The 23,290-nt window shown below is 71.3% G+C and carries 22 protein-coding genes and 1 pseudogene; 21 read left to right on the plus strand and 2 right to left on the minus strand.

All coding sequences use genetic code 11. The annotated features are described in order from the left end of the window. Positions 1-63: 63 nt before the first annotated feature. From lepB (OO63_RS16450) to OO63_RS16500, 11 genes and pseudogenes are all read left to right on the plus strand, one after another. Positions 64-786 (plus strand): signal peptidase I, encoded by a 723-nt coding sequence (lepB, locus tag OO63_RS16450; RefSeq protein WP_030361982.1) that lies wholly within the window; start codon positions 64-66, stop codon positions 784-786. After that, positions 779-1,861 carry a signal peptidase I gene (lepB, locus tag OO63_RS16455; RefSeq protein WP_030361983.1) on the plus strand — a complete coding sequence of 361 codons (1,083 nt, stop codon included), beginning with the start codon at positions 779-781 and terminating at the stop codon, positions 1,859-1,861. The genes lepB (OO63_RS16450) and lepB (OO63_RS16455) overlap by 8 nt, the downstream gene beginning before the upstream one ends. Continuing rightward, positions 1,746-2,753, plus strand: coding sequence for a signal peptidase I (lepB, locus tag OO63_RS16460; RefSeq protein ID WP_157854011.1), 1,008 nt, complete (start codon positions 1,746-1,748; stop codon positions 2,751-2,753). The genes lepB (OO63_RS16455) and lepB (OO63_RS16460) overlap by 116 nt, the downstream gene beginning before the upstream one ends. A gap of 123 nt (positions 2,754-2,876) precedes the next feature. Further along, entirely contained in the window at positions 2,877-3,695 is an 819-nt protein-coding gene (gene lepB, locus OO63_RS16465; protein ID WP_033264181.1) for a signal peptidase I, read from the plus strand. Positions 3,696-3,732: 37 nt separating this feature from the next. After that, positions 3,733-4,246: pseudogene (locus OO63_RS41465) on the plus strand (NUDIX hydrolase). Positions 4,247-4,301: 55 nt separating this feature from the next. After that, the gene (locus OO63_RS16475; protein ID WP_003965949.1) at positions 4,302-4,610 is read left to right on the plus strand and encodes a DUF2469 domain-containing protein; all 309 of its coding nucleotides are present in this window, start codon (positions 4,302-4,304) and stop codon (positions 4,608-4,610) included. 117 nt (positions 4,611-4,727) lie between these two features. Beyond that, positions 4,728-5,120, plus strand: coding sequence for a YraN family protein (locus tag OO63_RS16480; RefSeq protein ID WP_106983480.1), 393 nt, complete (start codon positions 4,728-4,730; stop codon positions 5,118-5,120). Beyond that, positions 5,120-6,745 carry a YifB family Mg chelatase-like AAA ATPase gene (locus OO63_RS16485; protein WP_030361987.1) on the plus strand — a complete coding sequence of 542 codons (1,626 nt, stop codon included), beginning with the start codon at positions 5,120-5,122 and terminating at the stop codon, positions 6,743-6,745. Before OO63_RS16480 ends, OO63_RS16485 begins: the two co-directional genes overlap by 1 nt. A 110-nt stretch (positions 6,746-6,855) precedes the next feature. Then, a complete protein-coding gene (gene dprA / locus OO63_RS16490) occupies positions 6,856-8,190 on the plus strand; it encodes a DNA-processing protein DprA (protein WP_234311372.1) in 1,335 nt (444 codons plus the stop codon). 300 nt (positions 8,191-8,490) lie between these two features. Beyond that, complete coding sequence (gene whiG, locus OO63_RS16495) at positions 8,491-9,330, plus strand: RNA polymerase sigma factor WhiG (protein ID WP_030361989.1); 840 nt, start codon at positions 8,491-8,493, stop codon at positions 9,328-9,330. Between the two features lie 206 nt (positions 9,331-9,536). After that, positions 9,537-10,094 carry a TetR/AcrR family transcriptional regulator gene (locus OO63_RS16500; RefSeq protein ID WP_030361990.1) on the plus strand — a complete coding sequence of 186 codons (558 nt, stop codon included), beginning with the start codon at positions 9,537-9,539 and terminating at the stop codon, positions 10,092-10,094. Positions 10,095-10,172: 78 nt separating this feature from the next. Here OO63_RS16500 and OO63_RS16505 read toward each other — a convergent pair whose 3' ends face one another. Then, positions 10,173-10,880: a M23 family metallopeptidase gene (locus OO63_RS16505; RefSeq protein WP_078619172.1), complete on the minus strand. Its 708-nt coding sequence runs from the start codon at positions 10,878-10,880 to the stop codon at positions 10,173-10,175. A 267-nt stretch (positions 10,881-11,147) separates the two neighbouring features. On the opposite strand from OO63_RS16505, the gene rpsB reads away from it, so the two are divergent. The 10 genes from rpsB (at position 11,148) to OO63_RS16555 (ending at position 22,092) form a co-directional block, all read left to right on the plus strand. After that, entirely contained in the window at positions 11,148-12,065 is a 918-nt protein-coding gene (gene rpsB / locus OO63_RS16510) for a 30S ribosomal protein S2 (RefSeq protein ID WP_030361992.1), read from the plus strand. 154 nt (positions 12,066-12,219) lie between these two features. Next, a complete protein-coding gene (gene tsf, locus OO63_RS16515) occupies positions 12,220-13,056 on the plus strand; it encodes a translation elongation factor Ts (protein WP_030361993.1) in 837 nt (278 codons plus the stop codon). A gap of 228 nt (positions 13,057-13,284) precedes the next feature. Then, positions 13,285-14,043, plus strand: coding sequence for a UMP kinase (gene pyrH, locus OO63_RS16520; RefSeq protein ID WP_030361994.1), 759 nt, complete (start codon positions 13,285-13,287; stop codon positions 14,041-14,043). Between the two features lie 145 nt (positions 14,044-14,188). Continuing rightward, entirely contained in the window at positions 14,189-14,746 is a 558-nt protein-coding gene (frr, locus tag OO63_RS16525) for a ribosome recycling factor (RefSeq protein WP_030361995.1), read from the plus strand. A 47-nt stretch (positions 14,747-14,793) separates the two neighbouring features. After that, positions 14,794-15,930, plus strand: a complete 1,137-nt coding sequence (locus OO63_RS16530; RefSeq protein ID WP_078619173.1) for a phosphatidate cytidylyltransferase — start codon at positions 14,794-14,796, stop codon at positions 15,928-15,930. Positions 15,931-16,031: 101 nt separating this feature from the next. Next, positions 16,032-17,138 carry a dual-specificity RNA methyltransferase RlmN gene (gene rlmN, locus OO63_RS16535; protein ID WP_030361997.1) on the plus strand — a complete coding sequence of 369 codons (1,107 nt, stop codon included), beginning with the start codon at positions 16,032-16,034 and terminating at the stop codon, positions 17,136-17,138. A 215-nt stretch (positions 17,139-17,353) separates the two neighbouring features. Further along, positions 17,354-18,436 (plus strand): thiamine ABC transporter substrate-binding protein, encoded by a 1,083-nt coding sequence (locus OO63_RS16540; RefSeq protein ID WP_030361998.1) that lies wholly within the window; start codon positions 17,354-17,356, stop codon positions 18,434-18,436. A gap of 74 nt (positions 18,437-18,510) precedes the next feature. Further along, positions 18,511-20,121: an ABC transporter permease gene (locus OO63_RS16545; protein WP_030361999.1), complete on the plus strand. Its 1,611-nt coding sequence runs from the start codon at positions 18,511-18,513 to the stop codon at positions 20,119-20,121. Further along, positions 20,121-21,188: an ABC transporter ATP-binding protein gene (locus OO63_RS16550; protein WP_051810935.1), complete on the plus strand. Its 1,068-nt coding sequence runs from the start codon at positions 20,121-20,123 to the stop codon at positions 21,186-21,188. Before OO63_RS16545 ends, OO63_RS16550 begins: the two co-directional genes overlap by 1 nt. 112 nt (positions 21,189-21,300) lie before the next feature. After that, positions 21,301-22,092 carry a maleylpyruvate isomerase family mycothiol-dependent enzyme gene (locus tag OO63_RS16555; RefSeq protein ID WP_030362001.1) on the plus strand — a complete coding sequence of 264 codons (792 nt, stop codon included), beginning with the start codon at positions 21,301-21,303 and terminating at the stop codon, positions 22,090-22,092. Positions 22,093-22,140: 48 nt separating this feature from the next. Here the strand turns inward: OO63_RS16555 and OO63_RS16560 are convergent, their stop codons facing one another. Next, positions 22,141-23,271 carry an LOG family protein gene (locus tag OO63_RS16560; protein WP_030362002.1) on the minus strand — a complete coding sequence of 377 codons (1,131 nt, stop codon included), beginning with the start codon at positions 23,269-23,271 and terminating at the stop codon, positions 22,141-22,143. Positions 23,272-23,290 lie beyond the last annotated feature (19 nt).

Raw genomic sequence — 23,290 nt, forward strand, 5'->3', positions numbered from 1 at the left:
CGCGCGTGCGGGGGCCGAGCTCTTACGCGGGTCCGAAGCCGGGCCGGATAACATCTGGCCCCGATGGACACCGAAGCACAGCACACGGAGCGCGACCGCTCCTCCCCCTCCTCCGATTCCGACTCCGCACCCGCGGACGCACCGGACTCCGAGGACACGGAGGAGCGGTCGCGTTCCGTTTTCGCGTCCGTCATGGACTGGCTCCCGGGCGGCAGGATCACTCTGACCGCCCTCCTCACCCTGGCCGTCCTGCTCGTCCTCAGCACCTTCGTGGTGCAGCCGTTCGCGATCCCCAGCGGCTCCATGCAGCCCGCGTTCCAGCCTGGTGACCGCGTACTCGTCAACAAGTTGGCGTACCGTTTCGGTTCCGGCCCCCAGCGCGGAGACGCCGTCGTCTTCGACGGCAGCGGGTACTTCGGAGACTCCAACTACGTCAAGCGGGTCGCGGGAGTCGGCGGGGACCGCGTGGTCTGCTGCGACAAGCGGGGGAGGATCAAGGTGAACGGCGAGCCCGTCAACGAGCCCTACCTCTTCCCCGGGGACGCCCCCTCCAAGGTGCCCTTCGACGTCGTCGTGCCGGACGGCACCCTCTTCCTCCTCGGTGACCACCGCGGCGACTCCAGCGACTCCCGCGACCACCTGGGCTCTCCCGGCGGCGGCATGATCCCCGTCGACGCGGTCATCGGCAGGGCCGACTGGATCGCCTGGCCGATCAGCCGCTGGACCTCCCTGAAGCGTCCCGACGCCTACGCGCGCGTGCCCGCACCAGGCGGCGCGCATGGGTAACCGCGGCCGCGCGAAGGCCACCCACGCGGCCGACACCCGGCTGCCCACCGGCACGCGCCCGACCAGCGGCCCCGTGCTGCCCGGCCGCGCCGAGCGGCGCAAGCTGGCGAAGAAGGTCAAGCGCCGCAGGCGCCGCTCCGCGATCAAGGAGATACCGCTCCTCATAGTCGTCGCCCTGCTGATAGCCCTGGTCCTGAAGACCTTCCTGGTGCAGGCCTTCGTGATCCCCTCGGGCTCCATGGAGCAGACGATCCGCATCGGCGACCGCGTCCTGGTCGACAAGTTCACCCCGTGGTTCGGCGGCAAGCCCGCGCGCGGGGACGTCGTCGTCTTCAAGGATCCCGGCAACTGGCTGGAGGAGGAGCGCGGCAAGAAGAAGGACGACCCCGTCGTCATCAAGCAGATCAAACAGGGCCTGACCTTCATCGGGCTGCTCCCGTCCGACGGCGAGCGCGACCTGATCAAGCGGGTCGTCGGCGTCGGCGGCGACACCGTGCAGTGCTGTGACAAGAACGACAAAGTCACCGTCAACGGCATCGCGATCAACGAGCCGTACCTCTTCCCCGGGGACAAGCCCTCGCTCTTCGAGTTCAAGGTGAAGGTGCCGAAGGGGCGGCTGTTCATGATGGGCGACCACCGGTCGGACTCCGCCGACTCGCGCTTCCACCGGAACGAGAAGTTCAGCGGGACCGTCTCGGAGGATGAGGTCGTGGGCCGGGCGCTCGTCATCGCCTGGCCGTTCGGTCACTGGCGTGAGCTGGATGAACCCGACGCGTTCGCGTCCGTGCCCGACGCGCCCTCCGGGTCGGCCACGGCCACAGGAGCGTCGCATAGGGTGGCCCCCGGCGATCGCAACGGAATTACCGGCCTCCCGACCCCTGCGGAACTCCCGCTCGTTATGGGAGTGGTGGGCCTGCATCGCGTACGGGGCAGGCGGCGGTACGGACTGAGGAGTGGATGTGGGGGATGTGGCGGTCGGCGCACGATCCGGACACGAGGGGCCCGAGGAGCAGCCTGGGCACTCCGCAGAGCCGGTACCCGCACCCGCGGGGGACGGAATGAGCACCGGCCCTGACACCGCGGCCCCCGGCTCCCCGGCTCCCGGCGAGACCGGCGTCCCCGGCCCCGAGGGCACGGAGCCGCCGAAGCCGGCGAAGGGCAAGAAGCCCAAGTCCTTCTGGAAGGAGCTGCCGCTCCTCATCGGCATCGCGCTGATCCTCGCCCTTGTCATCAAGACCTTCCTGGTCCAGGCGTTCTCGATTCCGTCGGACTCCATGCAGAACACGCTGCAGCAGGGCGACCGGGTGCTCGTCGACAAGCTGACGCCGTGGTTCGGCTCCGAGCCCGAGCGCGGCGAGGTCGTGGTCTTCAGGGACCCGGGCCACTGGCTGGACGGCGAGCCCACCCCCGACCCGAACGCGGTGCAGAAGGTCCTCGGCTGGATCGGCCTGATGCCGTCCGCCGACGAGAAGGACCTGATCAAGCGCGTCATCGCGGTCGGCGGCGACACCGTCGAGTGCAAGGGCACCGGCCCGGTGAAGGTCAACGGCAAGGCGTTGAACGAGAAGAACTACGTCTTCGAGGGCAACACCCCCTGCACGGTCGACGACCAGGGCGGCCAGTTCAAGGTCACGGTTCCCAAGGGCAAAATCTGGGTCATGGGTGACCACCGGCAGAACTCCCTGGACTCCCGCTACCACCAGAACCAGCCCGGCGGCGGCGCCGTCCCCGTCGACAACGTCGTGGGCCGCGCCTTCGTGATCGCCTGGCCCCCCACCCGCTGGGGAACGCTGCCAGTCCCGGACACCTTCGACCAGCCCGGCATCAGCCAGGCGATGAGCGCCGCCCCGGCCGCCCTCGGCCTCGCGGGCGCCCTGCCGATCGTGCTCTGGCGCCGTCGGCGGGTGGCCGCGCGGCTGGATTCCGTGCCCGCCACCAGGGTTTCTGGCGGGGGTACCGCCGGGTAGTCTGCCGTCCCAGATCGCCGATCTTCCACGGCCCTCGTCCGCCGCAGCACGTCGTTGTCGTACGTCGCTCGCATACTCGGTACGAGGGCCGCGGGGTCGTCTCCGAGCCGGGGGAGCACTGGGATGAGCACGACACGTCGTACGGACGAGGGCCACGGACGGCTCGGCAGCACGCTGTCGGGAGTCGCCGTGGCCCTCGGCTGTGTCCTCTTCCTCGGCGGCTTCGTCTGGGGCGCCTTCGTCTACCAGCCCTACACGGTCCCCACGGGCTCGATGACCCCGACCATCGGCGCGGGCGACCGCGTCCTCGCCGAGCGCGTCGACGGCGACGACGTGCGCCGTGGTGACGTCGTCGTCTTCCGACAGCAGGCGTGGGGCGACCTGCCCATGGTCAAGCGGGTCGTCGGCGTCGGCGGCGACCGGATCGCCTGCTGCACGGACGGCAGGCTGACGGTCAACGGCAAGCAGATCGAGGAACCGTATCTCCCCAAGGGAATGGGCGCCGCAGCGACCGGAATTCCCGCGACCACCGTGCCCAAGGGCCATCTGTTCCTGCTCGGCGACGAGCGCAGCGGCTCGCTGGACTCCACCGCGCACCTGGAGGACGCCGCCAAGGGCTCCGTGCCGCGCAGCGCGGTCAAGGCCCGTGTCGACGCCGTGGCCTGGCCCCTGGACGGCATGCTCGACCGCGCCACCGGCTTCGACGACCTGCCGGGCGGCGGTACGTCCGAGCCGGGGCCGCTGCGGCTGATCCTCGCCTCGGTGGTGGTGGGCGCGGCGCTGGTCCTCGGCGGGGCGGCGTACGGGCCGATCGCCAAGCGGGCGCGGCGGGGCGGCCGCGAGCGGGGCGGGGCGGGTGGCTCCGGCGGGGCCGGTGGTTCTGGCGGGTCTGGTGGGCCTGGTGGGGCCGGTGGGACCGCGGAGGCCGCTGGTGTCGGCTGAGGACGTGACGGGGACGGCCGGGGCCGCGGACGGCACGGTGGCGGCGGGCGCCGACGCGGTGGCGGGACGGCCGCTGCGCAAGGTGGCGCGGGTCGTGCTCCTGGACCCCGAGGACCGGATCCTGCTGCTGCACGGGTACGAGCCGGGCGGACAGGGCCGACGACTGGTGGTTCACGCCGGGCGGCGGCCTGGAGGGCGACGAGACGCACGCCGAGGCCGCGCTGCGCGAGCTCGCCGAGGAGACCGGAATCACAGACGTCGAACTGGGGCCCGTGCTGTGGCGCCGGGTGTGCTCCTTCCCCTTCGCCGGACGGCGCTGGGACCAGGACGAGTGGTACTACCTGGCGCGAACCGCGCAGACGGTGACGCGCGCGGAGGGCCTGACCGACCTTGAGCGGCGCAGCGTCGCCGGAGCGCGCTGGTGGACGTGCCAGGAACTGGCCCGGGCCCATGAGACGGTGTATCCGACCAGGCTCGCCGAGTTGCTGCGCAAGCTGCTCGACGAGGGTCCTCCGAGCACGCCCGAGACCTTGGACACGGAAATCGTGTAGGGCCTCCCGGGGCTGGCGCACAATAGGGGGACGCACGGCTGAAGGGGAACATGCCATGAGCGCCGAGGACCTCGAGAAGTACGAGACCGAGATGGAGCTGAAGCTCTACCGGGAGTACCGAGACGTCGTCGGACTGTTCAAATACGTGATCGAGACCGAGCGGCGCTTCTACCTCACGAACGACTACGAGATGCAGGTGCACTCGGTCCAGGGCGAGGTGTTCTTCGAGGTGTCGATGGCGGACGCCTGGGTGTGGGACATGTACCGACCGGCGCGGTTCGTCAAGCAGGTCCGAGTGCTCACGTTCAAGGACGTGAACATCGAGGAGCTGAACAAGAGTGACCTCGAGTTGCCGGGAGGCTGAGCCCCCGCCTCCGGCTGGGTCGAGTTCCGGCACGGGCGAGTTCCGACACGGCCGGGTGACGGAGCTTTCCACAACCCGTCAGTAACGCACCAAGATCCAATAGTGCGGGCCCGCCACGTGACCGTGGGTGTCGGAGGTGGTGCCGACATGAACGCACGAGGCGCACTCGGCAAGTACGGCGAAGAGCTGGCCGCGCGGCGGCTGGCCGAGGCCGGGATGACGGTCCTTGACCGCAATTGGCGCGGCGGCAGGACGGGCGAGATCGACATCGTGGCCCGCGACGGCGACGCCCTGGTCGTCTGCGAGGTGAAGACCCGCAGGGAGCCGTCCTTCCAGCACCCGATGGCGGCGGTGACCCCCGCCAAGGCCCAGCGTCTGCGCGGCCTGGCCGAGCGCTGGCTCCAGGAACACGGCGGGGCACCACCGGGCGGTGTGCGCATCGACCTGGTGGGCGTCGTCGTGCCCGAGCGCGGCGCGCCCGTGGTCGAGCACGCGCGGGGAGTGGCCTGATGGGATTCGCGCGCACATGTTCGGTGGCCCTGGTCGGCGTCGAGGGCGTCGTCGTCGAGGTGCAGGCCGACCTGGAGCCGGGCGTCGCCGCGTTCACGCTGGTGGGTCTGCCCGACAAGAGCCTCACGGAGAGCCGGGACCGGGTCAGGGCGGCGGTCGTCAACTCCGGGGGCGAGTGGCCGCAGAAGAAGCTCACGGTCGGCCTGAGCCCCGCGTCCGTGCCCAAGGGCGGCAGCGGCTTCGACCTGGCCGTCGCCTGCGCCGTCCTCGGCGCGTCGGAGCGGATCGACCCCCGCGTGCTCGCCGACATCGTGATGATCGGCGAGCTGGGGCTCGACGGCCGGGTGCGCCCGGTGCGCGGGGTGCTGCCCGCCGTCCTCGCGGCGGCGGACGCGGGCTATGAGCAAGTGGTCGTGCCGGAGTGCACGGTGGCGGAGGCCGCACTGGTGCCCGGCGTGTCCGTCCTCGGGGTGCGCAGCCTGCGGCAGCTCATCGCGGTGCTCACCGACGAGCCCGTCCCGGAGGAGGACCCCGCCGAGACGGGGCGCCCGGACCCGCTGATGGCGGGCCTGACCCTGCCCGGGGCGGGCCTGGGGACCGGGGTGAGCGGCGTCGGCACCTCGGAGCACGACCAGCGGCACGACCTCGCGGACGTGGTCGGCCAGCTGTCGGCGCGGACGGCGATCGAGGTGGCCGCGGCCGGCGGGCACCACACGTTCCTGCAGGGGCCGCCGGGTGCGGGCAAGACCATGCTCGCCGAGCGGATGCCGACGATCATGCCCAGGCTGTCCAGGGCCGAGTCCTTGGAGGTGACGGCCGTCCACTCGATCGCGGGCATGCTGCCGCCCGGCAAGCCGCTGGTGGACATCCCGCCGTTCTGCGCGCCCCACCACTCCGCGACCATGCAGTCGCTCGTGGGCGGCGGCAAGGGCCTCGCCCGGCCCGGAGCGGTCTCGCTCGCCCACCGCGGAGTGCTGTTCCTCGACGAGGCACCCGAGTTCAGCGGCCACGCCCTGGACGCGCTCCGCCAACCCCTGGAGTCCGGGTACGTCGTGATCGCCCGCAGCGCCGGCGTGGTGCGGCTGCCCTCGCGCTTCCTCCTGCTCCTCGCCGCGAACCCCTGTCCGTGCGGCCGCTTCAGCCTGACCGGCGACAGCTGCGACTGCTCTCCGAACAGCATCCGGCGCTACCAGGCCAGGCTCTCAGGGCCCCTCCTCGACCGCGTCGACCTGCGCGTCGTCGTGGAGCCCGTCACCCGCTCCGAGCTCACCGCGCAGGGGGCGCGAGGCGAGTCCACCCAGGTCGTGGCCGACCGCGTGCGCGCCGCCCGGGAGCGCACGGTCGCCCGCCTGGAGGGCACGCCTTGGCGCACCAACGCCGACGTCCCCGGCCACGAACTGCGCAGCCGCTGGCACGCGGTCCCCGGCGCCATGGCCGAGGCCGAGCACGGCCTGGAGCGCGGCTTCCTCACGGCCCGCGGCCTCGACCGCGTCCTCCGGGTGGCCTGGACGGTGGCCGACCTCGCGGGCCACGACCGCCCCGACGCATCCGATGTGGCCCTGGCGCTGCAACTGCGTACGGGGGTGCCACGGGGGGTGCCGATGGTGGTTGGGGCGCGGCCGTGAGGGGGGTGCCGGACGAGGCACCGCTGGAACACCCGGGGGAGGGGCCTTCGTCCGAACCGGACCCAGGCTCGTCGCACGAGGCACGCCCTGCCCTCCCCGACGACGAACGTCTGGCCCGTGTCGCCCTGACCCGGGTGCTTGAGCCCGGGGACGCCGTGGGCGGACGGTGGCTGCGGGAGTGGGGAGCCGTCGCGGTGCTGCGGTGCTTGGTCGACGGGCCTGACGGGGCTGACGGGATCGGCAGGGTCGACAGGGCCGACAGGGCCGACGGGGGCGGCGGGGGTGACAGGAACGGTGGTGTTCCTGGGACCGACAGTGTTGCTGAGGTCGACGGTGTGGCTGGGTCCGACGGTGTTGCCGGGGCCGACGGCCGAGGCGGGACGGAGGGCAGGGGGGTCCTCCAAGGCCTCGAGGGGGTTGGGCCGGAGGCGCGGTTGCCGGGGGTGACGGCCAAGCGGTGGGAGGGGTTGCGGGCGCGGGCCCGGCGGGTGCGGGCGGTGCGGGATCTGGAGACGGCCGCCGCGGCCGGGGCGCGGTTCGTGATGCCGGGGGATGCCGAGTGGCCCGCTCAGTTGGACGACCTGGGGGACGCGCGGCCGGTCGGGCTGTGGGTGCGGGGGCATCCGTCCCTGCGGATCTGGGCGCTCAGGTCGGTGGCGGTCGTGGGGGCGCGCGCCTGCACGGAGTACGGGGCGCACGTGGCGGCAGGTCTCGGCGCGGGCCTGGCCGAGCGCGGGTGGGTTGTGGTGTCCGGTGGTGCGTACGGCGTGGATGGCGCCGCGCACCGGGGTGCTCTGGGCGCGGGCGGCGCCACCGTGGCGGTGCTCGCGTGCGGGGTCGACAGGCCCTATCCCCGGGGGCACGCGCAGTTGATCGGGCGGATCGCGGAACAGGGGCTCGTCGTGGGGGAGTTGCCGCCCGGCGACCACCCGACGCCGAGCAGGTTCATCCTCAGGAACAGGGTGATCGCGGCCCTCACCCGGGGCACGGTCGTCGTGGAGGCCGCCTACCGCAGCGGCGCGCTGGTCACGGCACGCTGCGCGCGGGACCTCGGGAGACACACGATGGGCGTGCCCGGGCCCGTCACCAGCGGCCTCTCGGCGGGGGTGCACGAACTCCTGCGCGGGGACGCCGTGCTGGTCGGGGATGCCGCCGAAGTCGTGGAGCTGGTCGGGGACATGGGAGACCTCGCGCCCAGGCGGCGGGGTCCTGTGGTGCCGCGCGATCTGCTCGACCCCGGGGCGGCGCGGGTCCTTGCCGCGCTGCCGGCCCGGGGGAGCGCCGGGGTCCGGGAGGTCGCGCGAGAGGCGGGCACCAGTGCGGACGATGCGGTCGTCCGGCTGTACGAACTTCGCTCGCTCGGGTTCGTCGAACGACACGGCGATGGCTGGCAGTTGACACGCCAGGCGTTTCTGTCGGTCTTTCCGGAAGGGGGTGATGCGTGACGGTGCGTGTTGCGCCGGACGGATGAACCCTCGACGACCTTGGGAAATCACGCAGTTGGCGGGTCGGTTCGGTCACGGAGCGCGACGGGTGTGATCCCTTAGGGAGTCAAGCGGAACGTATCTGCGTACGTGCGATCCCATACTCTTCGCTCACTGCGACACTTCAGTCACGCTACGCTCACGACGAATCCGGTGCAGACAGGCAATCAGACGGACAACCTCATTCACTTCACGCAAAACCACAACCTCACAAAATCCGGCAACTTTTCCAGTTCACGGCAGAACGGCTCAAGGCGACGCATGCCCCAGCACACGTCAGGGTCCGACCGGGCGGCAGTTCCCCCAGCCGCCCGAAGCGGCGAGCGGGAGCGGCCACCCGCTCCCACGTCGCTGGACGAGCTGTGGCGGTCGTACAAGACGACGGGTGACGGGCGGCTGCGCGAGCAGCTGATCCTGCACTACTCACCCCTCGTGAAGTACGTCGCGGGCCGCGTGAGCGTCGGCCTGCCGCCCAATGTCGAGCAGGCGGACTTCGTGTCGTCGGGGGTCTTCGGGCTCATCGACGCGATCGAGAAGTTCGACATCGACCGGTCGATCAAGTTCGAGACATACGCGATCACGCGGATCCGGGGCGCGATGATCGACGAGCTGCGGGCGCTCGACTGGATCCCCCGGTCCGTGCGGCAGAAGGCGCGCAACGTGGAGCGGGCCTACGCCACCCTGGAGGCGCGGCTGCGGCGCACCCCGTCCGAGGGCGAGGTCGCCGCCGAGATGGGCATCCAGGTGGAGGAACTGCACGCGGTCTTCAGCCAGTTGTCGCTGGCGAACGTCGTCGCCCTGGAGGAGCTGCTTCACGTCGGCGGCGAGGGCGACCGGCTGAGCCTGATGGACACGCTGGAGGACACGGCCGCCGACAACCCCGTCGAGGTCGCCGAGGACCGTGAGCTGCGACGGCTTCTGGCGCGGGCGATCAACACGCTGCCCGAGCGGGAGAAGACCGTCGTGACGCTGTACTACTACGAAGGGCTCACGCTCGCCGAGATCGGCAATGTGCTCGGTGTGACGGAGAGCAGGGTCAGCCAGATCCACACGAAGTCGGTGCTCCAGCTCCGCGCGAAGCTGGCCAGTTTTGGTCGGTGAGGGCGGCGGTGAGCGCGCTGAATCGTCCCTGCCCGCGCCCCGTCCGCGTCCCCCTCGCGCCCGGCCTGCACCCCCGCCCGCACTGCGTCCGCGCCCTGCCCCTGCGGCCGCGCCGTCGCTGCCAGGAGGAATGGCTGCCTGGCGGGCTCCCATGGCGGGCGTCGCGTCCGTAAAGTGGGGGCGTGCCAAGGATTCGAGCGGCCTCTGTGGCCGAGCACCGGTCGATGCAGCGAGGCGCCCTGCTGGACGCCGCGCGATCCCTGCTGTCCGAGGGCGGTACGGAGGTGCTGACGTTCCCGGCGCTCGCCGAGCGCACGGGCCTCGCGCGCTCGTCCGTCTACGAGTACTTCCGCTCACGCGCCGCCGTCGTCGAAGAGCTCTGCGAGGTCGACTTCCCCGTCTGGGCGGCGGAGGTCTCGGCGGCCATGGAGGCGGCCGAGACGCCCGAGGCACAGGTCGAGGCCTATGTGCGGCGGCAGCTCGCGCTGGTCGGGGACCGGCGGCACCGGGCCGTGGTGGCGATCTCGGCGAGTGAGCTGGACGCCGGGGCACGCGAGAAGATCCGGGCCGCGCACGGGGGGCTCGTGGCGATGATCGTGGAGGCGTTGGCGGCGCTGGGGCACAAGGAGCCGAGGATGGCCGCGATGCTGCTGCAGGGAATCGTGGATGCCGCAGTGCGGCGGATCGAGCTCGGCGTGGCCGAGGAGCCCGGTGCCATCACGGAGGCTGCCGTGGCCATGGCGTTGCGAGGGGTTCGGGGCTAGGTCCGGCCGGGGGCCTTGTGGGACTTCCGGGGCTCTTGGCGAGGCGGGCCGGAGGGCGACTTCGGTCCGTGTGGGGTTTCAAGGCGCCCGGAACCGTGGGCTGTGCCCACCCGTGCCGCCCTGCGGCACGATTGCCCACAGCGCAACTGCCGGTGCTCCCGACAACGGCAGCAGGCGGGCGGGGCGGTGGCCCAGGAGCCACGGGGGAAGCAGGACCAAGGGGTTCAGGTAGGCGTCCGCTCTGAGCAGGCCCCAGTGGACGCAGGACGTGGCGCAGTGGGAGCGAGGGGCGGGCTCGACCGTGCCCAGGATCTCGCCCGCGGCCACCCTGGCGCCCTTGCGCACCGCGGCCCGCACCGGCTCGTAGGTCGCCCGCAGGGGAGGGGTCCCCGTGCCCGACAGCTCCACGGAGACCACCCCGCGACCGCCCACCCGCCCCGCGAAGAACACCCGCCCCGGGGCCACCGCCCGGACCGCGGAGCCGGGCGCCGCCGCCAGGTCCACGCCCCGGTGCCCCGGCCCGTACTCCGTCGCCGGCGGCTCCCACCCCCGTACCACCAACGGACGCACCCCCACCGGCCACACGCGGCCCACGACCGGAACCCGCCCCCGGCCAGCCCCCGGCGGCGGCTCGGGCTCCACGGCCAGGGGAGCGGCCCGGCGCACCGGCGGCCCCGGCCCTGCCCCCGCCGCCCCCACGGACGAGCAGGCAAGGGCCAGGAGCGCCGTCACCCACACCGCCGCACTCATCACGCCCCGCAGCCGGGGCAGTCGCTCACACGTCATACGAGAACGGTCCCGTCCCGGACGGATCCGCAGGGATCATGGCCGGGAACTGTGGACTACCAGCCGGTTGTGGACAGCGGCGTCACCCGCGGCCTCGCGGGTCCCGTACACTTCATGTGGCGATCCGGGTCACCGGGTCGACTTCGCACGCCCCGACATCAGGCTCTCAGCCGACGGTGTCAGCGCCTTTCGGTCCCGTACGACGAGTACGTGGCACGGCGCGCGCCGGGCGTCAGGACATAACCGAGAACACCAAGGAGTACGGCCATGGCCGTCGTCACGATGCGGGAGCTGCTGGAAAGCGGCGTCCACTTCGGTCACCAGACCCGCCGTTGGAACCCGAAGATGAAGCGCTTCATCTTCACGGAGCGCAACGGCATCTACATCATCGACCTTCTCCAGTCGCTGTCGTACATCGACCGCGCCTACGAGTTCGTCAAGGAGACCGTCGCCCACGGCGGCACGGTCATGTTCGTCGGCACGAAGAAGCAGGCGCAGGAGGCCATCGCCGAGCAGGCCACCCGCGTCGGCATGCCCTACGTCAACCAGCGCTGGCTGGGCGGCATGCTCACCAACTTCTCGACCGTCTACAAGCGTCTGCAGCGCCTCAAGGAGCTCGAGCAGATCGACTTCGAGGATGTGGCCGCCTCCGGCCTCACCAAGAAGGAGCTGCTCGTCCTCTCCCGCGAGAAGGCCAAGCTGGAGAAGACCCTCGGCGGTATCCGCGAGATGCAGAAGGTGCCCAGCGCCGTCTGGATCGTGGACACCAAGAAGGAGCACATCGCGGTCGGCGAGGCCCGGAAGCTCAACATCCCGGTCGTCGCCATCCTCGACACCAACTGCGACCCCGACGAGGTCGACTACAAGATCCCGGGCAACGACGACGCGATCCGCTCCGTCACCCTGCTCACCCGCGTGATCGCCGACGCCGTCGCCGAGGGCCTCATCGCCCGCTCCGGCGTCGCCACCGGTGACTCCAAGCCGGGCGAGAAGGCCGCGGGCGAGCCGCTCGCCGAGTGGGAGCGCGACCTGCTCGAGGGCGAGAAGAAGGCCGACGACGCCGAGGCCCCCAAGGCCGACGAGGCGCCGAAGGCCGACGCCGCCGAGGCCGTCGAGGCCCCGAAGGCCGACGAGAAGCCGGCCGAGGCCGTCGAGGCCCCGGCCGCGGACGCCGAGCAGGCCTGACTTCGGCGCCGGCCGCTCGACCGCGCGGCCACACCGGCCGCGAGCAGCGGCGGCTGCTGAAGCATCGGCTGCTGACGGCGGGGGTCCGTGCCACGAGCGCGGCCCCCGCCGTTCACCCGTAGATCTTCGACTTCGAGAAAGACTTCCGAGAATCATGGCGAACTACACCGCCGCTGACGTCAAGAAGCTCCGTGAGCTCACGGGCGCCGGCATGATGGACTGCAAGAAGGCGCTCGACGAGGCCGACGGCAACGTCGACAAGGCCGTCGAGGCCCTGCGCATCAAGGGCCAGAAGGGCGTCGCCAAGCGCGAGGGCCGCTCCGCCGAGAACGGCGCCGTGGTCTCCCTCATCGCCGACGACAACTCCACCGGCGTCATCGTCGAGCTCAAGTGCGAGACCGACTTCGTCGCCAAGGGCGAGAAGTTCCAGTCCGTCGCCAACGCCCTCGCCGCGCACGTCGCCAAGACCACCCCGGCCGACCTCGAGGCGCTGCTCGCGTCCGAGATCGAGCCCGGCAAGACGGTCCAGGCGTACGTCGACGAGGCCAACGCCAACCTCGGCGAGAAGATCGTCCTGGACCGCTTCGCGCAGTTCAACGACGGCTTCGTCTTCGCGTACATGCACCGCACCATGCCCGACCTGCCCCCGCAGATCGGTGTTCTGGTCGAGCTGGACAAGGCCGACGCCGAGACCGCCAAGGGCATCGCCCAGCACATCGCCGCCTTCGCGCCGAAGTACCTCTCCCGTGAGGACGTCCCGGCCGAGGTCGTCGAGGCCGAGCGTCGTGTCGCCGAGGAGACCACCCGCGCCGAGGGCAAGCCGGAGGCCGCGCTCCCGAAGATCGTCGAGGGTCGCGTCAACGGCTTCTTCAAGGAGGCCACCCTCCTGGGTCAGCCCTACGCCCTCGACAACAAGAAGTCGGTCGAGAAGGTCCTGGCCGAGGCCGGTGTCACCCTGAAGCGCTTCTCGCGCATCAAGGTCGGCATCTGAGTCCGAACCACGATCGGCGGTGGACCCCGCTAGGGTCTACCGCGGTCGCCCGCGTGCGCGGCGGCGTACGCGACGGGAGTGACGCCGTACGCGAAGGCACCGGGAGCAACCGGCCTTCGCACGCGACGGACGACCGCAAGATCTGACGAGGAGGCCATTGCCGCAGATGGGATGTACACCACCCCACCGGCAATGGCCTCTTCGTATGTGCACCACAAGGAGAACTCCATGACCAAGGCCGACACCAAGAGTGACGACGGCAAAGTAGCCGGGCGCTTCCTGCTGAAGCTGTCCGGCGAGGCGTTCGCCGGAGGCGGCGGACTCGGCGTCGACCCCGATGTGGTGCACAAGATCGCCCGTGAGATCGCGGCCGTCGTCCGGGACGGCGCGGAGATCGCCATCGTCATCGGCGGTGGCAACTTCTTCCGCGGCGCCGAACTCCAGCAGCGCGGCATGGACCGCGCCCGGTCCGACTACATGGGCATGCTCGGCACGGTCATGAACTGCCTGGCCCTCCAGGACTTCCTGGAGAAGGAGGGCATCGACTGCCGCGTGCAGACCGCCATCACCATGGGGCAGGTCGCCGAGCCGTACATCCCGCTGCGCGCCGTGCGCCACCTGGAGAAGGGCCGCGTCGTCATCTTCGGCGCGGGCATGGGCATGCCCTACTTCTCCACCGACACCACGGCCGCCCAGCGCGCCCTGGAGATCGACGCCGAGGCCCTGCTCATGGGCAAGAACGGTGTCGACGGCGTCTACGACTCCGACCCCAAGACCAACCCGGACGCGGTGAAGTTCGACGCCCTCGGGTACGGCGAGGTCATCACCCGTGACCTGAAGGTCGCCGACGCCACCGCGGTCACGCTGTGCCGGGACAACAAGCTGCCCATCCTGGTCTTCGAACTGCTCGCCGAGGGCAATATCGCGCGAGCCGTCAAGGGTGAGAAGATCGGCACTCTCGTGGGCGAGCAGGACTCCCGGGCCTGAGCCACGCCCGTCCCCCCAGGGGATGGACGACCCCCTCGAGGGGATGGACAAAGCCCTGCCGGTCGGACACCGTGCAGGAAAGAGACGCGACGCAGCCGGCCGATCCTTGGAAGCCGGGCCTACTCAAGACACGCAGGAGCAAGTGGTGATCGAAGAGACCCTCCTCGAGGCCGAGGAGAAGATGGAGAAGGCCGTCGTGGTCGCCAAGGAGGACTTCGCCGCGATCCGTACGGGCCGTGCCCACCCGGCGATGTTCAACAAGATCGTGGCCGACTACTACGGCGCGCTGACGCCGATCAACCAGCTGGCCTCGTTCTCGGTGCCCGAGCCGCGCATGGCCGTGGTGACCCCGTTCGACAAGACCGCGCTGCGCAACATCGAGCAGGCGATCCGCGACTCGGACCTCGGCGTCAACCCGAGCAACGACGGAAACATCATCCGGGTGACCTTCCCGGAGCTCACCCAGGACCGTCGCAAGGAGTACATCAAGGTCGCCAAGACCAAGGCCGAGGACTCCAAGATCTCGATCCGGTCGATCCGTCGCAAGGCCAAGGAGGCCTTCGACAAGGCGATCAAGGACGGCGACATCGGCGAGGACGAGGGCCGTCGCGCCGAGAAGGAGCTCGACGACACCACCTCCAAGTACGTCGCCCAGGTGGACGAGCTGCTCAAGCACAAGGAATCCGAGCTGCTCGAGGTCTGATCGAGTCCGACTCGACGTCCGATCTAGGTCTGAGGAATCCGAACTCCGTGAACGACACTTCCTGGGGGGCGCCGTCCAGAGCCGGGTACTGGGGGGCGCCCGACCAGGGACCGGTCCAGGGTGCTGCCCCGGCGGGTCCCGCATACGATGCGCAGGATGCACTGACTCCTTCGGAGACTCAGCCCATGCCCATCGTTCCCGACGTAGCCGCGAGCGGCGGACACCAGGACGACGACCGGGGGGCTGCTCAGCCGAGCGGCCCCCTGTTCCGTGACGGGATGCCGCCCGCGCCCTCAGCGCACCCCGCGCAGAAGCCGCAGGAGCCCATGACCGGCGCAGCACAGCCCGCCCCAGCCCCGCCGAAGAAGAAGAGCGCGGGCCGTGACCTCGGGGCGGCCATAGGTGTCGGCGTGGGTCTCGGCGCGGTCATCGTGGCCTCGCTGTTCATCGTGAAGGCCGTCTTCGTCGGCGTCATAGCGGTCGCCGTGGTGGTCGGCCTCTGGGAGCTGACGTCACGCCTGGAGGAGCGCAAGGGCATCAAGGCGCCGCTCGTACCGCTCGCGGTCGGCGGCGCCGCGATGGTTGTCGCCGGGTACGTCCGCGGGGCCGAGGGCGCCTGGGTGGCGATGGCGCTGACCGCCCTCGCGGTACTCGTCTGGCGTATGACCGAGCCGCCCGAGGGCTATCTGAAGGACGTCACGGCCGGTGTCTTCGCGGCCTTCTACGTCCCGTTCCTCGCGACGTTCGTCGCGCTGATGCTCACCGCGGACGACGGTCCGCAGCGGGTGCTGACCTTCCTGGTCCTCACGGTGGTCAGCGACACCGGGGCGTACGCGATCGGCTGGCGCTTCGGCAGGCACAAGCTCGCTCCCCGCATCAGCCCCGGCAAGACCCGCGAGGGCCTGCTCGGCGCGGTGACCTTCGCGATGGTGGCGGGCGCGCTGTGCATGCACTTCCTGATCGACGACGGGACCTGGTGGCAGGGCCTGCTCATCGGCCTCGCGGTGGCGGCGAGCGCGACGCTCGGCGACCTCGGCGAGTCGATGATCAAGCGGGACCTCGGCATCAAGGACATGGGCACACTGCTGCCCGGCCACGGCGGGATCATGGACCGGCTCGACTCCCTGCTGCCGACGGCGCCGGTGGTGTGGCTGCTGCTCGTGGCATTCGTCGGCTCCGGCTGAGCGGCGCCGCGCATCCGTTCTGACCTGCTGTTCTGCGCGTAGGGGCTCGTTATCCACAGGGTGCGGGCCCCTCTTCGTATCTCTGGGACAATGGGTTCACCATGCCTAAGCCCGGAGAACTCACCTTTGTCGCCCCCCGCGGAGCCAAGAAGCCGCCGCGGCACCTCGCCGACCTCACGCCCGCCGAGCGGAAGGAAGCCGTCGCCGCCATCGGTGAGAAGCCGTTCCGCGCCAAGCAGCTCTCGCAGCACTACTTCGCCCGGTACGCCCACGACCCCGAGCAGTGGACGGACATCCCTGCCGGAGCGCGCGGCAAGCTCCAGGAGGCGCTGCTTCCTGAGCTGATGTCGGTCGTGCGGCACATCAGCTGCGACGAGGACACCACCCGCAAGACGCTGTGGCGGCTCTTCGACGGCACGCTGGTGGAGTCGGTGCTCATGCGCTACCCCGACCGGGTCACCATGTGCATCAGCTCCCAGGCGGGCTGCGGGATGAACTGCCCGTTCTGCGCCACGGGCCAGGCCGGTCTCGACCGGAACCTGTCGACCGCCGAGATCGTGCACCAGATCGTCGACGGCATGCGGGCCCTGCGCGACGGCGAGATCCCGGGCGGCCCGGCCCGCCTGTCGAACATCGTCTTCATGGGCATGGGCGAGCCGCTGGCGAACTACAACCGCGTGACGGGAGCGATCCGCCGCCTCACCGACCCCGAGCCGGACGGCGTGGGCCTCTCGCAGCGCGGCATCACGGTGTCCACGGTCGGCCTGGTGCCCGCCATCCACCGGTTCGCGGACGAGGGCTTCAAGTGCCGCCTCGCCATCTCGCTGCACGCCCCCGACGACGAGCTGCGCGACACCCTGGTCCCGGTCAACACGCGCTGGAAGGTGCGCGAGGTCCTGGACGCCGGCTGGGAGTACGCGGCCAAGTCGGGCCGCCGCCTGTCCATCGAGTACGCGCTCATCCGGGACATCAACGACCAGGCATGGCGTGGCGACCGGCTCGGGCGGCTGCTCAGAGGCAAGCCGGTGCACGTCAACCTGATCCCGCTGAACCCCACGCCAGGATCGAAGTGGACGGCGTCGCGGCCCGAGGACGAGAAGGCCTTCGTCGAGGCCATCGCGGCCCATGGGGTGCCGGTCACCGTCCGTGACACCCGCGGCCAGGAGATCGACGGGGCGTGCGGGCAGCTCGCGGCGGCCGAGAGGTAGTCTGGCGGCGTCAGTACATCTTCATATTCCGACAGGGGAGCGCCACAGCGCTGAGAGTGCGGTAATCGGCCGCAGACCCTCTGAACCTCGCCCAGGTCATTCTGGGTAGGAAGTTCGGTCGCTACTCAAGCTGTTGCGCCCTGCCCGGGACGCCGATCCGTCGGTCCCGGGCGGGGCCGCGTCTCTTCCTGGTCAACTCCAGGAGGAATGTTTTCGTGAGCACCATCAAGAAGGCCTCGGTCACGGCCGCCGCCGTGGGCCTCGGGCTCGTCGCGGTCACCGCGTGCAGCTCGGACAGCGGCTCCAAGGCCTCGGACTCCAAGTCCGTGACCCTCGTGACACACGACTCCTTCAACGTCTCCAAGAGCGTCCTGAAGGACTTCGAGAAGACCTCCGGCTACAAGGTCCGCGTCCTGGAGGACGGCGACGCCGGGCAGGCCGTGAACAAGGCGATCCTGTCCAAGGGCAACCCGCAGGGCGACGTCTTCTTCGGCGTCGACAACACCCTGCTCTCGCGGGCCCTCGACAACGACGTCTTCGCGTCGTACGAGGCCAAGGGCGCGGACCTGATCCTGCCGCAGTACCGGCTCGCCGGGGGCGAGAAGCGCGTCACGCCCATCGACTCCGGCGACATCTGCGTGAACTACGACAAGAAGTACTTCGCCGACAAGAAGCTGGCGCCGCCGAAGACGCTCGACGACCTGATCAAGCCGCAGTACAAGAACCTCCTCGTCACCGAGAACGCCTCGACGTCCTCGCCCGGCCTCGGCTTCGTGCTCGGCACCGCGGCGAAGTACGGCGACGACGGCTGGGAGTCGTACTGGAAGAAGCTGAAGGCCAACGGCGTCAAGGTCGTCGACGGCTGGGAGCAGGCCTACAACGAGGAGTTCTCCGGCTCGGCCGGCGGCAAGAAGGTCAAGGGCGACCGGCCGCTCGTCGTGTCGTACGCCTCGTCGCCGCCCGTCGAGGTCCTCTACGCCAAGCCGCAGCCCAAGGAGGCCCCGACGGGCGTCGCCACCGGCACCTGCTTCCGCCAGGTCGAGTACGCGGGCCTGCTCGAGGGCGCGAAGAACGAGAAGGGCGGCAAGGCGCTCCTCGACTTCATGATCAGCAAGAAGTTCCAGGACGACATGCCGCTCCAGATGTTCGTGAACCCGGTGCGGGAGGCCGCGCAGACGCCCGAGCTGTTCCGCAAGTTCGGCGTGACGGTCGACAAGCCGCAGACCATGGCCCCCAAGAAGATCGCCGACAACCGTGAGCAGTGGGTCAAGTCGTGGACCTCGCTCGTTCTGAAGTAGCCGAGTCCCGTTCCGGGAAGGCCCGCAAGGGTCTTTCCGGCGGGTGGCGCGGAAGCGCGGCGCGGCTCGGTCTCATGGCCCTGCCCGTCGCGTTCTTCGGCGTCTTCTTCGCCTACCCCGTCGCCGCGATCGTCGCGCGTGGCCTGAAGCCGGACGGGAGCTGGCGGTTCGGGCGGATCACCGAGGTCCTCGGGCAGTCCGACATCCAGCAGGTGCTGTGGTTCACCACCTGGCAGGCGCTCGCGTCGACCGCGCTCACGCTCCTCGTCGCGCTCCCCGGCGCGTATGTCTTCGCGCGCTTCGAATTCAGGGGCAAGCAGGTGCTGCGGGCGGTCGTCACGGTGCCCTTCGTGCTGCCGACCGTCGTCGTGGGCACGGCCTTCCTCGCCCTCATCGGACGCGGCGGCCTCTTCGACGAGCTGTGGGGGATGCGCCTGGACACCACGGTGTGGGCGATCCTGCTCGCGCACGTCTTCTTCAACTACGCCGTCGTCGTGCGCACCGTCGGCGGGCTCTGGGCGCAGCTCGACCCGCGTCAGGAGGAGGCCGCGCGGATGCTCGGCGCGTCCCGCGCGCGGGCCTGGCGGACGGTGACGCTGCCCGCGCTCGCGCCCGCCGTCGCGGCGGCCGCGCTGATGGTCTTCCTGTTCACGTTCACGTCGTTCGGTGTCGTCCAGATCCTCGGCGGACCGGCGTACTCGACCCTCGAAGTCGAGATCTACCGGCAGACGGCGCAGCTCCTGGACCTGCCGACCGCCGCCGTCCTCACGCTCGTGCAGTTCGCGGCCGTCGGCGCGGTCCTCGCCGTGCACGCCTGGACCGTGCGCAGGCGCGAGAGCGCGCTGAAGCTGGTGGACGCGTCCGCGACGGTCCGGCGGCCGCGCGGCGCCGGACAGTGGAGCCTGCTCGGCTTCGTGCTCCTGACCGTCGCCCTGCTGATCCTGCTGCCGCTCGGTGTCCTGGTGCAGCGGTCGTTCGACGGACCCGACGGATTCGGGTTCCTGTACTACGAGACGCTGCGGTCGGCCGACGGCGGGGCGTTCCTCGTCCCGGCCATCGACGCCATCGGGAACTCCCTCCGGTACGCGGTCGTGGCCACGGCCATCGCGGTCGTCATCGGCGGACTCGCGGCGGCCGCGCTCACCCGGCGTGCGGGGCGGCTCGTGCGCGGGTTCGACGCGCTCCTGATGCTGCCGCTCGGCGTGTCCGCGGTGACCGTCGGCTTCGGCTTCCTGATCACGCTGGACGAGCCGCCCCTCGACCTGCGGGCGTCCTGGTTCCTGGTGCCGCTCGCGCAGGCGCTGGTGGGCGTGCCGTTCGTCGTCCGCACCATGCTGCCCGTCCTGCGCGCGGTGGACGGGCGGCTGCGCGAGGCCGCGGCCGTGCTCGGGGCGTCGCCGCTGCGGGCCTGGCGAGAGGTCGACTTCCCGCTGGTCAGGCGGGCGCTGCTGATCGCGGCGGGCTTCGCCTTCGCGGTGTCGCTCGGCGAGTTCGGCGCCACGGTGTTCATCGCCCGTCCTGACAACCCGACGCTGCCGGTCGCCGTGGCACGGCTGCTCGGGCGCGCCGGTGACCTCAACTACGGGCAGGCGATGGCCCTGTCGACGATTCTGATGCTGGTGTGTGCGGTGTCGCTGCTGCTCCTGGAGCGGCTGCGTACGGAACGTACGACGGGAGAGTTCTGATGACGGCCACGCGGGCGAAGTCCGGGGCGGCCGGGGCCGCCGCCGAGGCGCTGCTGCGCCTGGAGGACGTGACGGTGCGGTTCGGGGCTGGCGCGGCCCTGGACGGCGTCGGCCTCGACGTCGCCGAGCACGAGATCGTGTGCGTGCTCGGGCCGAGCGGCAGCGGCAAGTCGACGCTGCTGCGGGTCGTGGCCGGGCTCCAGGGCATGGACAGCGGGCGGGTCGTACTCGGCGGGCGCGACCAGAGCGGGGTGCCCGCGCACAAGCGGGGCGTCGGCCTGATGTTCCAGGACCACCAGCTCTTCCCGCAGCGGGACGTGGCGGGGAACGTCGCCTTCGGCCTGCGCATGCACGGCGTCCCACGCGCCGAACAAGCCCAGCGGGTCGCCGAGCTGCTCGACCTGGTGGGGCTGCCCGGCGCGCAGAAGCGGGCCGTGTCCGCGCTGTCCGGCGGCGAGCAACAGCGCGTCGCGCTCGCCCGCGCGCTCGCGCCGCGCCCCCGCCTCCTGATGCTCGACGAACCGCTCGGCCAGCTCGACCGCTCCCTGCGCGAACGCCTCGTCGTAGAGCTCCGCGAACTCTTCGACGAGCTGGGCACCACCGTGCTCGCCGTCACGCACGACCAGGGCGAGGCGTTCGCGCTCGCCGACCGGGTCGTGGTGATGCGGGACGGGCGGATCGCCCAGTCCGGCACGCCCCTTGAGGTGTGGCGGAACCCCGCCGACGAGTTCGTGGCCCGCTTCCTCGGCTTCGACAACGTGGTCGACGCGACCGTCACCGGCGAGGCGGCGGACACGGTGTGGGGGAAGGTCCCGGTGCCCGAAGGAACCCGGGAGGGCACGTGCCGGCTGCTCGTACGGCCCGCCGGGGTGCGGCTCGTGGGGGCGCGGGACGGGCTCGCGTGCGTGGTCGCCGCGCGTACGTTCCGCGGCACACACGTCGCCCTCCAGTTGGAGCCCCTGGGCGGGCCGAGGCTCGAAGCGGCGTGCGCGCTGCGGCACGCGCCCGCTGTGGGGGAGACGGTGGGGGTCGCCTTCGACTCCGGTGACGTGGTGGTCCTCGGCTGACGGGCGGCCGGGGCGGGCCCGGCGGGGGTGCGCCGAGGGTGCGCCCGGGGGCGGGCCCGCGATGCCGGAAATGAGGCTGCCATCAGCGCGGACGCCGATCTATGGTTCGGCCATGACGAGACTTGGTTACGACCGCTACCGCGCAGAAGTCGGCCGCCAACTGGCCCTGCTCAGGGAGACGCTGGCCGGTGCCGACCTGTCGGCCACCGTGCCGACCTGCCCCGAGTGGACCCTCGGGCAGCTGGCCCGGCACACCGGCGGCGCCGTGCGGTGGGTCGAGGCCCATGTGCGGACCCGGGCCGAGAAGAACGTCCCCGAGTCGGACGTCCCGGACTTCAGGGGCCCCGAGGGCGACGACCCCGCCGCCCTCGACGCGTGGCTCGCCGAGACGGCGGAGCTGATCGACACGGCCTTCGCGGGTGCCACGGCGGAGACCTCCGTCTGGACGTGGGCGGCGGAGCACACCGCCGGGTTCTGGGCGCGCCGGATGACCCACGAGGTGGCCGTGCACCGGGCCGACGCGGCGATCGCCGCGGGCGTCGAGTACGTCGTCGCGCCCGAGGTCGCCGCCGACGCGATCGACGAGTGGCTGGAGATCGTGCAGTACGTCCAGCGGACCGATCTGTCCGACAACGCGGCGGAGTTGCGCGGGGGTGGGCGGACCATTCATCTCCACGCGGTGGACACGGAGGCTTCGCTGGAGGCGGAGTGGGTGGTGGAGTTGGCCGAGGAGGGGGTCGTGTGGCGGCGGGCCCATGAGAAGGCCGACGTCGCCGTTCGGGGGCCGCTCACGGAGGTTCTGCTCGCCTTCTACCGGCGGCGGGGGTTGGACTCCGGGCGCGTCGAGGTGCTGGGGGACCGGGAGTTGCTGGAGTTCTGGCTGGAGCGGGCCTCGTTCGGGTGAACGCTGGGACCGAGGCCGCGGGTGGGGCCACCAGCGGGACCGGCTGAGCTACGCAGGACCCCCGAGGTCGGCCAGCGCTGTCGCCGCCGCTGCCACATCCCCCACCAACGCGATCCGCGACTCCATCTCACGGCCCGCCGCCAGGGACTTGAGGAGGGGCCAGGCCGGGAGGTGGTGGGTCCAGTGGTGGGTGTCGACCAGGACCATGGGGGTGGGGCCGCCGCGGGACTCGTAGTAGTTGGGCGTCGCGTTGTCGAAGATCTCCTGGACGGTGCCCGCGGCGCCCGGCAGGAAGACGACGCCCGCGTTGGACCGGGCGAGCAGACCGTCCTCGCGGGTGGCGTTGGCGAAGTACTTGGCCAGGTGCGAGGCGAAGGCGTTCGGGGGCTCGTGGCCGTAGAACCACGTGGGGATGCCGACGGAGGCGCCGCCGGACGGCCACAGCTCGCGCACCTGGAAGGCGGCCCGCGCCCAGTGCGTGACCGACGGGGTGAACGACGGCTCCTTGGCGAGGATCGCGAGCGCCTCGTCGAGCATCGCGTCGTCGTGCGGCGCCGCGTACGCCCCGAGGTTGGCCGCCTCCATGGCCCCGGGTCCGCCCCCGGTGGCCACCGTGAACCCGTCGCGCGTGAGCTGCCGCCCGAGCCGCGCGGCCCCCGCGTATTCGTCCGTGCCCCGGGCCATCGCGTGCCCGCCCATGACGCCCACCACCCGCTGCCCGTGCAGGAGTTCGTCGAGGGCGTCGGAGAGGGAGTCGTCGTGCACGGCGCGCAGCATCGAGGCGAAGACGTCCCCGTCGGCCTTGGTCCGCTGGAACCAGGCGTACGCGCGGGCGTCCGGCGTCGCCTCGTACCCCCCGTCGGCGAGCCCCGCGAACAGCTCGTCCGGTGTGTACAGGAGCCCTCGGTAGGGGTCGAAGGGCAGTCCGGGGGCGGGCGGGAAGACCAGTGCCCCAGAGGCCCGGACGCGCGCGGCGGCGTCCTCCTCCATGGGGCAGCCGAGGAAGACGGCACCCGTGGTGTCCGCGGTGAGCAACGCGGCCGTACGGCCCGTCAGGTCGACGGCCTGGACGCGGTGTCCGGCGAGCGAACCGCCCGCCGCGACGACCTCGTCGAACTTGGTGAGTGTCTCGATCTCACGGTCGCCGGGGTGCGGGGCGGATGCTTCGGAGGGCAGCATCCGCCCATGCTAAGCACCC

The sequence above is a fragment of the Streptomyces alboflavus genome, from assembly GCF_000716675.1.
GTDB lineage: Bacteria > Actinomycetota > Actinomycetes > Streptomycetales > Streptomycetaceae > Streptomyces > Streptomyces alboflavus.

What these genes read in the sequence shown, in the direction of transcription:
- lepB (WP_030361982.1), top strand. Translation starts at nt 64, where the DNA reads ATGGACACCGAAGCACAGCACACGGAGCGCGACCGCTCCTCCCCCTCC.
- lepB (WP_030361983.1), top strand. Translation starts at nt 779, where the DNA reads ATGGGTAACCGCGGCCGCGCGAAGGCCACCCACGCGGCCGACACCCGG.
- rlmN (WP_030361997.1), top strand. Translation starts at nt 16,032, where the DNA reads ATGCCTAAGCCCGGAGAACTCACCTTTGTCGCCCCCCGCGGAGCCAAG.
- tsf (WP_030361993.1), top strand. Translation starts at nt 12,220, where the DNA reads ATGGCGAACTACACCGCCGCTGACGTCAAGAAGCTCCGTGAGCTCACG.
- OO63_RS16550 (WP_051810935.1), top strand. Translation starts at nt 20,121, where the DNA reads ATGACGGCCACGCGGGCGAAGTCCGGGGCGGCCGGGGCCGCCGCCGAG.
- whiG (WP_030361989.1), top strand. Translation starts at nt 8,491, where the DNA reads ATGCCCCAGCACACGTCAGGGTCCGACCGGGCGGCAGTTCCCCCAGCC.
- OO63_RS16555 (WP_030362001.1), top strand. Translation starts at nt 21,301, where the DNA reads ATGACGAGACTTGGTTACGACCGCTACCGCGCAGAAGTCGGCCGCCAA.
- OO63_RS16545 (WP_030361999.1), top strand. Translation starts at nt 18,511, where the DNA reads ATGGCCCTGCCCGTCGCGTTCTTCGGCGTCTTCTTCGCCTACCCCGTC.
- rpsB (WP_030361992.1), top strand. Translation starts at nt 11,148, where the DNA reads ATGGCCGTCGTCACGATGCGGGAGCTGCTGGAAAGCGGCGTCCACTTC.
- OO63_RS16475 (WP_003965949.1), top strand. Translation starts at nt 4,302, where the DNA reads ATGAGCGCCGAGGACCTCGAGAAGTACGAGACCGAGATGGAGCTGAAG.
- pyrH (WP_030361994.1), top strand. Translation starts at nt 13,285, where the DNA reads ATGACCAAGGCCGACACCAAGAGTGACGACGGCAAAGTAGCCGGGCGC.
- lepB (WP_033264181.1), top strand. Translation starts at nt 2,877, where the DNA reads ATGAGCACGACACGTCGTACGGACGAGGGCCACGGACGGCTCGGCAGC.
- OO63_RS16505 (WP_078619172.1), bottom strand. Translation starts at nt 10,880, where the DNA reads ATGACGTGTGAGCGACTGCCCCGGCTGCGGGGCGTGATGAGTGCGGCG.
- OO63_RS16485 (WP_030361987.1), top strand. Translation starts at nt 5,120, where the DNA reads ATGGGATTCGCGCGCACATGTTCGGTGGCCCTGGTCGGCGTCGAGGGC.
- OO63_RS16560 (WP_030362002.1), bottom strand. Translation starts at nt 23,271, where the DNA reads ATGCTGCCCTCCGAAGCATCCGCCCCGCACCCCGGCGACCGTGAGATC.